The 14,896-nt window shown below is 69.0% G+C and carries 9 protein-coding genes; 4 read left to right on the top strand and 5 right to left on the bottom strand.

Annotated elements, in window-relative coordinates; genetic code table 11:
* Nucleotides 1–29: 29 nt before the first annotated feature.
* Nucleotides 30–263 carry a hypothetical protein gene (locus tag MFF22_RS18590; protein WP_238250730.1) on the bottom strand — a complete coding sequence of 78 codons (234 nt, stop codon included), beginning with the start codon at nt 261–263 and terminating at the stop codon, nt 30–32.
* A gap of 234 nt (nt 264–497) precedes the next feature.
* Between MFF22_RS18590 and glcE the strand changes: the two genes are divergently transcribed.
* The 4 genes from glcE to MFF22_RS18570 all read left to right on the top strand — a co-directional run bounded on the left by glcE (nt 498) and on the right by MFF22_RS18570 (nt 8,129).
* The gene (gene glcE / locus MFF22_RS18585; RefSeq protein ID WP_238250728.1) at nt 498–1,685 is read left to right on the top strand and encodes a glycolate oxidase subunit GlcE; all 1,188 of its coding nucleotides are present in this window, start codon (nt 498–500) and stop codon (nt 1,683–1,685) included.
* A 46-nt stretch (nt 1,686–1,731) separates the two neighbouring features.
* Nucleotides 1,732–3,063, top strand: coding sequence for a glycolate oxidase subunit GlcF (gene glcF / locus MFF22_RS18580; protein ID WP_238250802.1), 1,332 nt, complete (start codon nt 1,732–1,734; stop codon nt 3,061–3,063).
* A 561-nt stretch (nt 3,064–3,624) separates the two neighbouring features.
* Nucleotides 3,625–6,522 (top strand): Rne/Rng family ribonuclease, encoded by a 2,898-nt coding sequence (locus MFF22_RS18575; protein ID WP_238250720.1) that lies wholly within the window; start codon nt 3,625–3,627, stop codon nt 6,520–6,522.
* Nucleotides 6,523–6,911: 389 nt separating this feature from the next.
* A complete protein-coding gene (locus MFF22_RS18570; RefSeq protein ID WP_238250718.1) occupies nt 6,912–8,129 on the top strand; it encodes a methyl-accepting chemotaxis protein in 1,218 nt (405 codons plus the stop codon).
* Nucleotides 8,130–8,178: 49 nt separating this feature from the next.
* Here the strand turns inward: MFF22_RS18570 and MFF22_RS18565 are convergent, their stop codons facing one another.
* The 4 genes from MFF22_RS18565 to MFF22_RS18550 form a co-directional block, all read right to left on the bottom strand.
* Nucleotides 8,179–11,451, bottom strand: a complete 3,273-nt coding sequence (locus MFF22_RS18565) for an efflux RND transporter permease subunit (protein WP_238250716.1) — start codon at nt 11,449–11,451, stop codon at nt 8,179–8,181.
* 392 nt (nt 11,452–11,843) lie between these two features.
* Entirely contained in the window at nt 11,844–12,278 is a 435-nt protein-coding gene (locus MFF22_RS18560; RefSeq protein WP_238250714.1) for a tellurite resistance TerB family protein, read from the bottom strand.
* A 58-nt stretch (nt 12,279–12,336) separates the two neighbouring features.
* Nucleotides 12,337–12,558: a YbdD/YjiX family protein gene (locus tag MFF22_RS18555; RefSeq protein WP_106489904.1), complete on the bottom strand. Its 222-nt coding sequence runs from the start codon at nt 12,556–12,558 to the stop codon at nt 12,337–12,339.
* A gap of 4 nt (nt 12,559–12,562) precedes the next feature.
* Nucleotides 12,563–14,620 (bottom strand): carbon starvation CstA family protein, encoded by a 2,058-nt coding sequence (locus MFF22_RS18550; RefSeq protein ID WP_238250712.1) that lies wholly within the window; start codon nt 14,618–14,620, stop codon nt 12,563–12,565.
* Nucleotides 14,621–14,896 lie beyond the last annotated feature (276 nt).

The raw sequence follows: 14,896 nt of genomic DNA, 5'->3' as shown, positions 1-14,896 counted from the left end.
TCCGTCATGGCGAGCAAAGCGAAGGCGCGTCAGTCCCGCGACGGCACGGCGGCGGGGAGGTAGCCCTTCCCGGACAGCCATTCGCCGATCCCCAGGCGCACGGCCTCCGACACAGACGGCCGGGGCTCGGGCTGGTCGGCGATCCAGGCCCGGAGGCCGTCCATGACCGGGGCCGGCAGGTCGGCGCCGGCACGGGCATCCGCCCCCGCCTTCAGCAGAGCCTCGGCCGCGATCTGAGCGATACTGGCTGCGATCTTATCCAACGGTTCGATCCGTCCGGGGGCACCTGAGACGTCGCCGGCTTTCCTTATGCGCCTGCAGGCAGCCGGCCGTCCATCCGTGCGGGCGGGGACCGGTCGCCGCGGGCCGAAAGCAGGGCATGGGAGAAAATCCGCCGGCTGACAGTCGCGGCCGGATGCCCCGCTTGAAACCGCCACCGGTTCCGGCGACACCCCTTGTCTGGACCGGATCCAAAGAAACGAGTGGGGCAGGAGACGATGGGCGGCAGCGAGCCCGAGACAGAGGCGGAGGCATGCGAGCGCGTGCGCGCGGCGTCCGGCCGGGCGGAGCGCCTGCGGATCGTCGGCGGGGGCACCAAGGCAGGCCTCGGCCGTCCAGCCCAGGACGAGGCGAGCCTATCGGCCGGGAAGCTGACGGGCATCACACTCTACGAGCCCGCCGAGATGGTGATCGGTGCCCGCGCCGGGACGCCCCTCGCGGAGGTCGAGGCGCTTCTCGCCTCGCGCAACCAGATGCTGCCCTTCGAGCCAATGGATTACCGGGGCCTCTTCGGCACGGCGGGTGAGCCGACGATCGGCGCCGTGGCGGCGATCAACAATTCCGGGCCCCGCCGCATCAATGCCGGTGCCGCCCGCGACAGCCTGATCGGCGTACGCTTCGTCAACGGCCGGGGCGAGGCGATCAAGTCGGGCGGGCGGGTGATGAAGAACGTCACCGGCCTCGACCTCGTGAAGCTGATGGCCGGCGCCCACGGCACCCTTGGGCTGCTCACGGAGGTGACCTTCAAGGTCCTTCCGGTGAACGAGCGGGTGGCGACGCTGGTCTTCTCCGGCCTGGACGATGCGAGGGCGATCGAGGCCCTCGCCGCCGCCCTGGGCTCGCCCTTCGAGCCCACCGGCGCGGCGCACCTTCCCGCCGGGCGGGGCGCCCCCGAGGCGCGCACCCTTCTACGGATCGAGGGTTTTTCGGATGCCGTCGAGTACCGCCTCGGCGAGCTTCGCCGTGTACTCAAGCGGTTCGGGTCCGCTGAGGTGACCGACGGCGAAGGAGGAACCGCCCTCTGGCGAAGCGTGCGCGACGCGGCGCCCCTGGCCGAGCCCCGCACCGACGCCCTGTGGCGGATCTCGACGGCCCCGTCGCGGGGCCCGTCTGTCACGGCCGCCATCGCGGCCCGGCGCGAGGCGCGGTGGTTCTACGATTGGGGCGGCGGCCTCGTCTGGCTCGCCATCTCCGCCGAGGGCGATGCCGGTGCGGAGGCGATCCGCGCCGCCGTCCGGGCTGCGGGCGGGCACGCGACCCTGGTCCGGGCGCCCGATGCCGTGCGCGCGGCGGTGCCGGTCTTCGAGCCCCTGGCCGAGCCGCTGATGCGGGTCACCGTGGGAATCAAGGCCGCCCACGACCCGGCCGCGATCTTCAACCCCGGCCGGATGTACGCGGGCGTTTGAGTTTGTCCCCTCCCCGCCCGGGGAGGAGAGGATGCAGGATCAGACCGTGCAGACCAATTTCACCCTCGCCCAGCTCGCCGACCCCGCCATGGCGGCGTCCGAGAAGATCCTGCGGACCTGCGTGCATTGCGGCTTCTGCACCGCCACCTGCCCGACCTACCTGCTGCTCGGTGACGAGCTCGATTCCCCGAGGGGGCGGATCTACCTGATCAAGGATATGCTGGAGGGCGGCAAGCCGGCGAGCCCGGAGGTGGTGCGCCATGTGGACCGCTGCCTCTCCTGCCTGTCCTGCATGACGACCTGCCCATCGGGCGTCCACTACATGCACCTCGTGGATCACGCCCGGGCGCATATCGAGAAGACCTATCCGCGCCCCTTCGGGGACAAGGTCCTGCGGGCGATCCTCGCCCTCGTCCTACCCTATCCGGCGCGGTTCCGCCTCGCCCTGCGGGCGGCCAGGCTCGGGCAGCCGCTCAAGGGCTTGGTCGGCCGCCTGCCGCAGGTCGGCAACCGCCTCGCCGCGATGCTCGACCTCGCCCCCGCGGCGATGCCGGCGCGCAACCCGACGAACCGGCCCGGCACCTTCCCGCCCCAGGGCGGGAGGGCGGCCAAGCGTGTCGCCTTGTTGCGCGGCTGCGCGCAGAGCGTGCTCCGGCCGGACTTCAACGAGGCGGCGATCCGCCTCCTCAACCGCCACGGCGTCGAGGTGGTGCATGCCCAGGAGGGATGCTGCGGGGCGCTGACCCACCACATGGGCAAGGAAGATGCCGCCCACGCCCATGCGAAGCAGGCGATCGACGCCTGGGACGCCGAGATCGCCAAGGGGCTCGACGCGATCCTCGTGACCGCCTCGGGCTGCGGCACGACGATCAAGGATTACGGCTTCATGTTCCGGGACGACCCGGCCTATGCCGAGAAGGCAGCCCGGGTCTCGGGCCTCGCCAAGGACGTGACGGAGTTCGTCGCCACCCTGCCCTTGACGGCGCCGGTGGTGGAGAGCGACCTCGTCGTCGCCTACCATTCAGCCTGCTCGATGCAGCACGGCCAGGGCATCCGCACCGAGCCGAAGGCCCTGCTGACGAAGGCCGGCTTCACGGTGAAGGAGGTGCCGGAGGGCCACATCTGCTGCGGCTCGGCAGGGACCTACAACATCCTCCAGCCGGAGATCGCCGAGAAGCTGCGCGCCCGCAAGGTCGGCAACATCGAGCGCATCCGGCCCGACGTGATCGCCACCGGCAACATCGGTTGCGCCACGCAGATCGGGAAGGGCACCGCCATCCCGATCGTTCACACGGTGGAACTCCTCGATTGGGCGACCGGCGGTCCGAAGCCCGCCGCGCTGGATGCCGTCCGGCCCCGCCTCGCGGCGGCCGAATGACATTCATGTGACCTGTTCACGCAGGCGCCCCTTGCCAAACCGCCGCCACGGTTTGTAATGGTAAGGACCCCTTCCGGTCCCGCCGGTCGCCAATGCGGCCCGCGGACGCGGCCGAATTCTGCTGAGAAGCGAGAAGACGGGCGCGTCGTCACGGTGGGCTTTTCGCCCGCTCGGCGATGGCGGACCCTATCACCCGACCGGACAGGTGTCGGACGACGCGGCGGTTTCCGCCGCACAGGAATTCACGGCCGGCCCTCACGGGACGTGCCGAGATGCTTTCGCGAGGTCGGGAGAAGATGGAGGGACGCACAGCACCGCTTGCCGCTGCTCGTGCCCCGCGCGCACGCATGACGCGCCGCGCCGTTTCCTTCATCCACCCGGCCATTTTCAACCCCAGGCGCCCAGGGCGCCATAAGGCGGTTGACGGCACAATCCCACCCCACCTCCCCGCGGCCTCGGCGACGAGGCCGGCCCTGCGCCCGGCGGTTTCCCGCTCGGGCGAGGGGCCGCCGGGGCTCCGGGCACGGAGCGCGACGTCGGCCGCCATGCCGAGAGTTCGTCATGGCCAACAAGATGCTCATCGACGCGATGCACCCGGAAGAGACCCGGGTCGTCACGGTCCAAGGAAGTAAGGTCGAAGAGTTCGACTTCGAATCCGCCAGCCGCAGGCAGCTGCGCGGCAACATCTATCTCGCCAAGGTCACGCGGGTGGAGCCCTCGCTCCAGGCCGCCTTCGTGGAGTACGGCGGCAACCGCCACGGCTTCCTGGCCTTCAACGAGATTCATCCCGACTACTACCAGATCCCCCTGGCCGATCGTCAGGCCCTCCTGGAAGAAGAGGCCCGGGAGGCCGAGGAGTACCGCGAGCGCGAGGAGCGCCGCCGCCGCTCGCCCCGCCGGTCCCGCGGCCGCCGGGCCGAGGCCCGCTCCCGCCGCGACGACATCGTGAGCGCCGACGGCGCCGCGACGCCGATCGAGGGCGAGGAGTTCCTCACCACGGATCTCCCGGACACCCTGGCGGACAACGCCGAGGCCGTGCGCGAGGAACTCGCCACCGAGGGGCATGAGGTCGAGGCCGGCGAGGTTGAGGTTGAGCCCCGGTCGGACGGGGAGCCTGCGCCCGGCGGTGCCGTCTCCGCCTCCACCGAACTCGATTCCGAGGTGCCCCCCGAGGCGGTGATCGCCGGGACGGAGGAACTTACGGCGGTCGCCGAGCCGCTGGCCCGGTCGGATGAGGCCGCCCCGCTGGATGCCGACGAGGCCGAGTCCGACGAGGCCGATGCCGCCGAGGATGAGGACGACGAAGACGAGGACGAGGACGACGAGGAAGGCGACGAGGACGAGGACGACGACGAGGAGGACGACGGCGAAGAGGATTCCGACGATCCCGACGCCGAGCCGAAGATCGCCCAGGTCGGCGGCAACGGCGACGCCCTGGCCGAGATCCCGGAGCGTCCCCGCGCTCCCCGCCGCCACTACAAGATTCAGGAAGTCATCAAGCGCCGCCAGATCATCCTCGTTCAGGTGGTCAAGGAGGAGCGCGGGACCAAGGGCGCGGCCCTGACGACCTACCTGTCCCTCGCCGGACGCTATTCCGTGCTGATGCCCAATACCGGGCGCGGCGGCGGCATTTCCCGCAAGATCACCTCGGCGGCGGACCGGAAGCGGCTGAAGGAGGTCGTGGCCGACTTGGACGTGCCGGAGGGGATGGGCGTCATCCTGCGCACGGCCGGCGCCTCGCGCTCCAAGCCGGAGATCGCCCGGGACTTCGAGTACCTCATGCGGCTGTGGGAATCGGTGCGGGAGCTGACCCTCACCTCCATCGCCCCGTCCCTGGTCTACGAGGAGGGCTCGCTCATCAAGCGGGCGATCCGCGACCTCTACAACAAGGACTTGGACGAGGTGCTCGTGGCGGGCGAGGACGCCTACCGCGAGGCCAAGGACTTCATGCGCATGCTGATGCCCGACCAAGTGAAGGTCGTGAAGCCCTACCGCGACACCACCCCGGTCTTCGCCCGTTACGGTGTCGAAGCGCAGCTCGACGCGATGTTCTCGACCCATGTCTCCCTGAAGTCGGGGGGCTACCTCGTCATCAACCCGACCGAGGCCCTGGTCTCCATCGACGTGAACTCCGGCCGCGCCACCCGCGAGCACGACATCGAGGACACCGCCCTCAAAACGAACCTGGAGGCCGCCGAGGAAGTCGCCCGGCAGCTGCGCCTGCGGGATCTCGCCGGCCTGATCGTCATCGACTTCATCGACATGGAGGAGAAGCGGAATAACCGCGCCGTCGAGAAGAAGCTCAACGACTGCCTGAAGAACGACCGCGCCCGCATCCAGGTGGGCCGGATCTCGCCGTTCGGCCTCATGGAAATGAGCCGCCAGCGCATCCGCACCGGCTTGCTCGAATCCTCCTCGATCCCCTGCCCGCATTGCGGCGGCTCTGGCTTCGTGCGGGCGACCGCGTCCGTGGCCCTGCACATCCTGCGCTCCATCGAGGAGGCGCTGCTCAAGTCGGCGAGCCACAACCTCGTCCTGCGCACCCGCACCGAGGTCGCCCTCTACATCCTCAACCAGAAGCGGGCGCATCTGCACGAGATCGAGATGCGCTTCGGCGTGACGGTGACCATCGCCGCCGACGAGCGTCTGCCGGCGACCTCGGCCTTCCAGCTCGACCGGGGTGAGCCCGCCCAGCGGGCCGAAGGTCCGGTCACCGGGGTGCGCGCCACCGCCGTCTCCCCCGCCATGGAATTCGACGACGAGGGCGAGGACGAGGAGGCCGAGACCGCGGAGGCCACAGAGGCCGTGGACGCCAACGGAGGCGAGGAGAGCCGGGAGGACGGCGAGAACAAGCGCCGCCGTCGCCGCCGCCGCCGCCGGGGTGGTCGCTCCGAGGGCGGGGAGGCCCGTGACGCCGCCTCCGACGAGGGCGAGGAGGAAGCCGAGGACGACGCCGCCGAGTCCACGGCTGCCGAGGCAGAGGACGATGGGGGCGAGGCCGTCGAGGCCGCCCCCGCCGGCGAAGGCGACGATGGTGCCAACGGCAACGGCGACAGGGGCCGTCGCCGCCGCCGCGGTCGCCGCGGTGGCCGGGGTCGCACGGAGCGGACCGGCCAGCGTGACGACGAGTTCCAGGGCGAGGATGCCTCCGCCGACGAGACGGGTATGGCCCCCGCTCCGGCGAGCGAAGAGGCGGCCGCCGCCCTCCCCGCGGAGGAGCCCGTCACCGCGCAGGTCCTCGACACCATCGAAGCGCCGGAGCGAGTCCAGGTTGCCGAGCCCGTTCCTGAGCAACCCGTGACCGCCGAAGAAGTGGCCGAGACGGTCGAGGCCGCCCCGGCACCCAGCGAGCCGCCGGCCGAACCGGTTGCGGTCGTCCTGACGCCGCCCTCCGACCCGACCCGCCCGAAGCGGGCGGGATGGTGGTCGCGGACGAAGGCCGCCCTCACCGGCGAGTAAGGGTCCAACCGGGGGCGGGCGAAGACCCGCCCCCGACTTCATCCAAACCCGTCATTGCTTCGCTTCGCTCGCAATGACGGTGAGGGTGTCAGGCTTCGCGCGGTTGGGGCCTCGATCCCATAAGGGGATGGCGGATAGCACCCTCAGACCCCGCCTGCGGACGCAACTTCAGGTGCGCTTTCCCCGATTGCGCCGTGGCGCCTCTGGGCTAACGGAAGGCATCCTGCCCAGCTCGCGAGCAACGTTGCGAAGATCTGCAACTGTAGATGGCAGGTTCCTGCGCAAGGCTTGCGTGGGACAGCCCCACACAGTTCGGCTTTGTGAACATTTCTTTCACAAACATCGCGCAATGCTTGGCGGCATACGCCATCTTTTCCGTCGAGCGCCGGATGTTCAGTCTCTCCAAGAAGAAGCCGCCGGTACAAGAAACGGCCTCGGTCGTTCTGAAACCGGCCGCCCCTGAGCCGGTCGTCAAGCTCGTCCCCCCCACCCCCGTGATCGACCGCGAGCTTCTGAGCCTGCCGGGCCGCCTCTCGGCCGCCGCTTCCGAAGCTGGCACGTCCCTCGGTTGGATGGCCTACGATTCGAAGGGCATGGCGGAGCAGGCCCGCCTGATGGCCGCGGCCACCGAGGAACTGGCGGCCACGACCCGCGAGATCGCAGCACGTTCGTCCGACGTCGCCAGCAACGCCGAGGCGGCGAGCGGCGGCATCGGCGCCTGCGCGGAAGACATCCATCGGGCGACCGACGGCATGCGGCGGATCGAGGGGGGTGCGGACGAGATCGGCCGCCGCCTCGACGGGTTCTCCCAGGCCGCGGCCCGGATCGAAGAGATGGCCGGTGCCATCGCGGCGATTTCCGGCCAGACCAACCTACTCGCCCTGAACGCGACGATCGAGGCCGCCCGCGCCGGCGCGGCGGGTCGGGGCTTCGCCGTCGTGGCCGCCGAGGTGAAGGCCCTCTCGGCCCAGACCGCCCGGGCGACCGACGAGATCCATCAGCGCATCAAGCATCTCCGCGACGAGATGACGGCCATGCGCGAGGCCGTGAGCCAGAGCCGCGAGGCGGTGAAAGCCGGTTCCCAGGCCATGGCCCAGGCCAGCACCCGGGTCGAGATGGAGAGCGCCAACGTCGCGACGGTGGCCGAAGAGATGCGCGCCGCCTCGGGCCTGCTCGATCAGCAGATTCAGGCGACGAGCGAGATCGCCGACAGCGTCGGCCGGGTCGCCGCCGGGGCCGACAAGGCCCGCACGGAGATCGGCGATGCCATCGACCGGATCGACCGGATCGAGACCCTGAGCCAGACGCTCCTCGACAAGCAGGAGGGCGACACCCGGCAGTTGCGCCTCGCCCGCCTACCGGCGGATTGTGCCGCCTGGCGTCGCCGGCTCGCGAGCGTGCTCGTGGGCATGCGGGCCCCCGATATCGACCAGGGCGAGATCGCACCCCATCCGGCCTTCCAGGGCACCGTGGAAACGGCCCTCGGCAAGGCGCGCAAGGAGTGCCGGGCGATGATGAGCCACATCCAGGCCTCCCGCTGGGACGAGGCCACGGCTGCCTTCCAGGCCTTCGAGGCCGCCATCGCCGAAGCCCAAGCGGCGGCCTGAGCCGCACCTCTCCCCCTCCCCGGAGGCTAAGGAGAGACCGGCAGTCCCGTCACGCGGTCTGCGTCGTCTCCGGCGGAAGGTAATCCTCGACCTTCTGCGCCGCCCCGCCGCGCAGGAGCGTGTAGAGGAACGGCACCAGCAGCAGGGTGGCCGGCGTCGCGAAGGCGATACCGCCCATCACCGCCCGGGCGAGCGCCGCGTTCTGCTCTCCGCCCTCGCCCGTGCCCAGCGCCATCGGGATGAGACCGAGGAACATGGCCGAGGCGGTCATCAGCACCGGCCGCAGGCGCGTCTCGCCCGCCGCGATGGCGGCCTCGGCGGCGCTGCACCCCGTCGCCTCCCGGTGCTCCTTGGCGAAGGTGACGAGCAGGATCGAGTTCGCCGAGGCGATGCCCACCGACATGATCGCCCCGAAGATCGAGGGAATCGAGAAGGTCGTGCCCGTCACGAACAGGCCGGTGGTGATGCCGCAGAAGGCGATGGGCAGGGCAGCGATCACCACGAAGGGATCGCCCCAGCTCTGGTAGTTCACCGCCATGAGCAGGTAGACGGCGATCAGCGCGATGCCGAGGCCGATGCCGAGGCGGAGGAAGGCCGAGCGCATGTTCTCGATCTGACCGCGCACGGTGATCTTGTCGGGGGCGTGCAGGGTCTTCTGCTCCTCCTGCACGATCTGATCGATCTCCCGGGCGACCGAGCCGAGATCGCGGTCCTGCACCGACGCGAAGATGTCGAAGGTTGGCTGAATGTTGACGTGGTTGATCACCGTCTGCGTCGGCACCCGGCGCATGTCGGCGACGCTCGACAGCAGGGTCAGCACCCCCGGCCCGGTGCCCGACGTCGCGGCGGCGCGGACGAAGAGGGGCGTGTTGCGCAGGTCGGTGAGGGAGGCGTTGCGGTATTCCGGCGTCTGCACCCAGAGCTGATAGGGGATGCCGGTCTTCGGATCCGGCCAGAAGTTCGGCGTGACCTGATAGCTGCCCGACAGGGAGATGTTCATATTCTGCGCCACCGATTGCTCGGTGAGGCCCAGTTCCGAGGCGAGGCGCCGGTCCACGTCCACGTAGAATTGCGGGACGTTGACGATCTGCTGGAGATGCACGTCCACGAGGCCCTTCGTCTCGCGCAGGCGGCGGACGATGGTCTGGGCGACCTCCAGATCCTGGTCCTTGTTGCGCCCCGAGACCTGGACGTCGATGGGCGTGATGACGCCGAAGTTCAAAATCTGCGTGATGATGTCGGCGGGCTGGAAGTAGACGGTCAGGTCGGGGAAGCGCTGCATCAGCACCTCGCGGAGGCGCTTCTTGTAGCCCGCCACCGAGCCGTGGCCCTCCTTCAGGCTGATCAGCATCTGGCCGTCGTTGTAGGAGACGAACGAGCCGTCCGAGAAGGCGAAGTTATAGTTGATCGACGGCACGCCGATGTTGTCGAGGATCTGCTCCAGCTCGGGCTCCGGGATCACCTCCCGCACCACGTCCTCCACCTGCGCGAAGACCTGCTGCGTGGTCTCGATGCGAAGCCCGGCGCGGGCGCGCAGATGCATCGTCATCTGGCTCGATTCGATCTCCGGGAAGTAGTCCTGTCCCGTGAACAGGAAAAGCGTCCCGCCCATCGCCAGGACGCAGACGGTGACGAAGACGGTCACGAACCGGTGCCGCAGGGCGGCGTGCAACAGCCCGACATAGCCCCGGTGGAAGCGCTCGAAGCGCCGCTCGAAGCCCTGGTGGAAGGCGCCGGCGACGCGGAGGAACGGTGCGGCGACGGTACCGACCACCCGGCCGATCCGGGTCCGGCGGCGGGTCTCGCCGTCTTTCGGGCGGTCCTTGGCGTGCTTGGCGGCGTATTCCGGCGCGACGATCACGTCGATCAGCAGGGGCACCAGGGTCCGCGACAGCAGGTAGGAGGTCAGCATTGCGAACACGACCGCGAGCGCCTGCGGGGTGAACAGATATTTCGGTGTGTCGGTGAGGGCGAAGACAGCGGTGAAGGCGGCGCAGATCGACAGGGTCGAGATCAGGGCCGGCTTGGCGATGCCCGCCGCCCCGTGGACCACGCTCTCCCGGAACTCCTCGCCCTCCTCGAACAGGCGGTAGGTGTTCTCGATGGCCACCGTCGCGTCGTCGACGAGGATGCCCACCGCCAGGGCGAGGCCGCCGAGCGTCATGACGTTGATGGTTTCGCCCAGCGCCGCCAGCACCGCCAGCGAGGTCATCACGCAGAGCGGGATCGAGATCAGCACGACGACCGTCGAGCGCCAGGAGCCCAGGAACAGCAGGATCGCGAGACCGGTGAGCGCGGCGGCGGTCGCCGCCTCGTGCAGCACGCCTTCGATGGCGTTCGACACGAAGATCGACTGATCGAACAGCAGCTTGATGTTCATGCCTTCGGGGGCGGCGGCGTGGATCGTTGGCATCGCCGCCTTGACGTTGTTCACGACGCTGAGGGTCGAAGCGTTGCCGTTCTTGATCACCTGCATCAGCACGGCCTGGCTGCCGTCGGCGCGGACCACGTTGATCTGCGGCGGGCCGCCGTCGCGGACGAAGGCGACGTCGCGCACCAGCACCGGCTGACCGGCGACCACCTTGATCGGGGCGAGGTTCAGGGTCTCGATAGAGGGCGGCGTGGCGTTGAGCTGGATCGGGTATTGCTGCTCGCCGATCTTGGCGAGGCCGGAGGGCACCGTCAGGTTCTGCGCCGTCATGGCGTTGGTGACGTCCAGCGGCGTCAGGCCAAGCGCCTGCAGGGCGTTCAGGTCGAGATCGACCATGATCTGCCGGGGTGCGCCGCCAAACGGCGCGGGCAGGGTCGAGCCCGGCACCTGCGCCAGGGTCTGGCGGATGCGGTACTGGGCGTAATCGTAGATCTCGTTGAGGCTCTGCCGGGCCGAGGACAGGGCGAGCTGGATCACCGGCACGGACGAGGCCGAGTAGCGCACGATCACCGGCGGCTGGATGCCCGGCGGCATCGCCGCGCGGATCGAGTTGGTAGAGGACACGACCTGTGCGATGGCAAGATCGATGCTTACGCTCGGGTCGAAGTAGATCCGCTGGACCGCCGTGCCCTGGAGCGTGGTCGATTCCATCCGGCGGATGTTGTTGACGTTGTTGGAGATGCCGAATTCGGCATAGGTGGTGACGCGCTGCTCCATCTCCGGCGTAGACAGGCCGGTATAGGTCCAGACCACCACGACCACGGGGATGTTGACGACGGGCAGCACGTCCTTCGGCGTGACGATGATGGCGCCGAGGCCGCCGAGCATCATCAGCACCGCCAGCACGTAGGTCGTGATGCGGAACTTCAGGGCGTAGAGGACGAGGCCCATGCGATCTCCCGGCCCGCCGCCCGATCCGACGCGACGATCACGAGGAGTGTACTAGCGCGTTCGCATCCGCAAGAAGCGGATCCGCATTGCCGCAGGCTCCGCTAAGTTGTTTCCCGCGGAAACACTTCGTCGTGGCGGGCGGGATCAAGGAATTGCGGGATGCGCCACGCCTGGACACCGCCCGCTGCCCTGGATTGCTTCGCCGCGCTCGCGATGACGGGGCGGGAGGGCGTATCGCCTCTGTCCCATGACTTCCCTCATCCTGAGGTGCCGCGAAGCGGCTTGGAAGGAGCGCTCCAGAAGTCGCGCGATCCCTGGAGACCTCCTTCGAGGCCAACGCTGCGCGTTGGCACCTCAGGATGAGGTGAAGGATGGATCGGAGTAAGGCAGCATCAGCGCAGCAGCGCCGACTTCTCCACTTCCAGCGCATTCGCGATCTCGTCGAGCGCTGTGTGCTCGACCTCGCTGATGCCGCCGAAATCGGCGACGTCGGCGGCGATCAGGAAGACATCCTGGCGCTGCTCGATCGGCCGTTCGGCGATGGCCGAGGCGGCGCGGAGGTTCTCGATGCGCCCGGCGCGGCTCTTGGCCCGGGTGATTGCCTCGTACAATTCCTGCTCGACGCGCAGGGTGTCGTAGGACTTCTCGAGGATCGGGTTGGCCCGGATGCCGACGATGGCTGCCTCGACCTCCTCCTCGGCCACATCCCCGTCCGCCACGATGACGTTGGCGGCCGCCGACACCGCCGCCTGAAGGAACATCGCGTCGCCGGCATAGGACATGATGGTCCGGCCGAAGCGAAGGATGGCGTCCTGGAAAATACTCATGCCCCTCTCCCGTTGATTGATGATGGCGGGAGAAGGGGCGCCCGAGTCAAGCGTGTCGTCAGCAGCAGCGGAAACCCGACGTGTTGCCCACGCCGAAGCGGGCATTCTCCCGGTTGCGGAAGAACTCCGTCTCGGTCATCGGCTCCCGGTCGGGATGGGTCCGGCGGATATGCTCGGCATAGGCGCCGTAATCCCCCTGCCCCACCATCAGCCGGGCACCGTCGCAGACGCATTTCGTCAGCGTCCGCAACTGGTCGCGAAAGCCCAGGGTCGACGCCATCGCCTCACTCCGCCGCGACGATCTTGGGATCGGTCTCCAGCGCGGTCCAGCGGTCAGCCCGGAGAGCCTTCAGGCAGGCCATCACACCGAACACCGCAATCGCCACGACGAGGGCAATGAACAGGCCCGCGAGCACCGCGTCGATCCGGTCGTTGAGGATGATCTGGCTCATCTGGTCGGCGTTCTTGGCCGGGGCCAGCAGCTTGCCCTCGGCGGCGGCCGTGGCGTAGCGGTCGGCATGGGCCAGGAAGCCGATCTTCGCGTCGGCGGAGAAGATCTTCTGCCAGCCGGCCGTCAGGGTGCAGATGCACAGCCACGCCGTCGGGATGATGGTGACGAAGGCGTATTTCTCGCGCTTCATCTTGAAGATCACCACCGTGCAGAGGGTCAGCGCCACCGCCGCCAGCATCTGGTTCGAGATGCCGAAGAGCGGCCACAGGGTGTTGATCCCGCCCAGCGGATCCGTGACGCCCTGGTAGAGGAAGTAGCCCCAGGCGCCCACCGAGATCGCCGTCGCCAGGATGCTCGGCACCCAGGCATCCGTCCGCTTGAACCCCGGCGCAGCGAGCCCCACGAGATCCTGCACCATGAAACGGCAGGCGCGGGTGCCGGCATCGACCGCGGTGAGGATGAACAGCGCCTCGAACAGGATGGCGAAGTGGTACCAGAATGCCATCATCGCCTTGCCGCCGATGGCGGAGGAGATGATGTGGGCCATGCCCACCGCCAGCGTCGGGGCGCCGCCGGCGCGGGAGATGATGGTGCGCTCGCCGACATCGGCGGCGGTCTGGGTGATGACGTCGGGCGTCGTGGCGAAGCCGAGCTTGGTCACGGCGGCGGCGGCGGTCTCCGGCGTGGTGCCCACCAGGGCCGCCGGGGAGTTCATGGTGAAGTACACGCCCGGGTCGATCACGCAGGCCGAGACCAGGGCCATGATCGCCACGAAGGATTCCATCAGCATGGCACCGTAGCCCACGAAGCGGGCGTCGAGCTCGTTGGCGATGAGCTTGGGCGTGGTGCCCGACGAGATCAGGGCGTGGAAGCCCGAGACCGAGCCGCAGGCGATGGTGATGAACAGGAACGGGAACAGGCTGCCCGCCCAGACCGGACCGGTGCCGTCCACGAACTTCGTGATCGCCGGCATCTGCACGTGGGGCGCCACGAAGGCGATGCCCAGCGCCAGACCGACGATGGTGCCGATCTTGAGGAAGGTCGAGAGGTAGTCGCGGGGCGCCAGCAGCAGCCACACCGGCAGCACCGAGGCGACGAAGCCGTAGCCGATCAGCATCCAGCAGAGCTGCGTGCCGGTGAAGGTGAAGGCCGGGGCCCAGACCGGGCTCGCCGCGACCTGCCCGCCGCCGAAGATCGCCGCCATGAGCAGGACGAAACCCACAACGGAGACCTCTCCGATCTTACCGGGGCGGATGTAGCGGGTGTACACCCCCATGAGCAGCGCGATCGGGATCGTGGACATCACCGTGAAGGTGCCCCACGGGCTCTCGGCCAGCGCCTTGACCACGATCAGCGCCAGCACGGCCAGCAGGATGACCATGATGAGGAAGGTGCCGACCAGGGCGATGACGCCCGGCACCGCCCCGAGCTCGGCCCGGATCAATTCGCCGAGCGACCGGCCATCCCGGCGCATGGACACGAACAGGACCATGAAGTCCTGCACCGCGCCGGCGAGGACCACGCCGGCCAGGATCCACAGCATGCCGGGCAGGTAGCCCATCTGCGCGGCGAGCACCGGGCCGACCAGGGGGCCGGCGCCGGCAATGGCCGCGAAGTGGTGGCCGAACAGCACGCTCTTGTTGGTGGGGACGTAATCGAGCCCGTCATTGTGCCGGAGGGCCGGGGTCGCCCGCTTGGCATCGAGCTGCATCACCCGGTCGGCGATGAACTTCGAGTAGTACCGGTAGGCGATGAGATAGACGCAGACCGCGGCGACCACGATCCAGAGGGCATTCACGGCCTCGCCCCGCTCGACGGCGACGATGGACAGGGCGGCGGCGCCGAGCGCCCCGACGAGGGCCCAGGGCCCGTGTTTCTGAATGGCGGTCATGGCGTGGCCTCCCCTGGCCTACGGCTCGGTCCGACCCTGACAGGGCCTGTGATCTGGCCGCGTTCTGCCGGAAAATTCACGCCGTGCAAAGATTTTCACGCGGCCGCAGGTGGACAAAGGACGGCGCGTTGTCGCCCGGGAGTCGGGGATGATCCAATCCCCGAACTTACATCGCCTTCACGAGCGTGGCGAAGCGATTCTCAGTGCTGGCCAATCAGAATGAGTTGGTCCCATCCTTCCCCCTCATCCTGACGCGCCCGCGTCAGCGGGCCTCGA

It is taken from the genome of Methylobacterium persicinum (assembly GCF_022179525.1).
Classification (GTDB): domain Bacteria; phylum Pseudomonadota; class Alphaproteobacteria; order Rhizobiales; family Beijerinckiaceae; genus Methylobacterium; species Methylobacterium persicinum.
Note: the sequence above shows the minus strand (reverse complement) of the source record. Positions and strands in the feature narration are given on the sequence as shown.

Bases quoted from the DNA above. Each gene is read 5' to 3' on its own strand.
- MFF22_RS18560 (WP_238250714.1), bottom strand. From the start codon at position 12,278: ATGAGTATTTTCCAGGACGCCATCCTTCGCTTCGGCCGGACCATCATG.
- MFF22_RS18575 (WP_238250720.1), top strand. From the start codon at position 3,625: ATGGCCAACAAGATGCTCATCGACGCGATGCACCCGGAAGAGACCCGG.
- glcE (WP_238250728.1), top strand. From the start codon at position 498: ATGGGCGGCAGCGAGCCCGAGACAGAGGCGGAGGCATGCGAGCGCGTG.
- MFF22_RS18555 (WP_106489904.1), bottom strand. From the start codon at position 12,558: ATGGCGTCGACCCTGGGCTTTCGCGACCAGTTGCGGACGCTGACGAAA.
- MFF22_RS18570 (WP_238250718.1), top strand. From the start codon at position 6,912: ATGTTCAGTCTCTCCAAGAAGAAGCCGCCGGTACAAGAAACGGCCTCG.
- MFF22_RS18550 (WP_238250712.1), bottom strand. From the start codon at position 14,620: ATGACCGCCATTCAGAAACACGGGCCCTGGGCCCTCGTCGGGGCGCTC.
- MFF22_RS18565 (WP_238250716.1), bottom strand. From the start codon at position 11,451: ATGGGCCTCGTCCTCTACGCCCTGAAGTTCCGCATCACGACCTACGTG.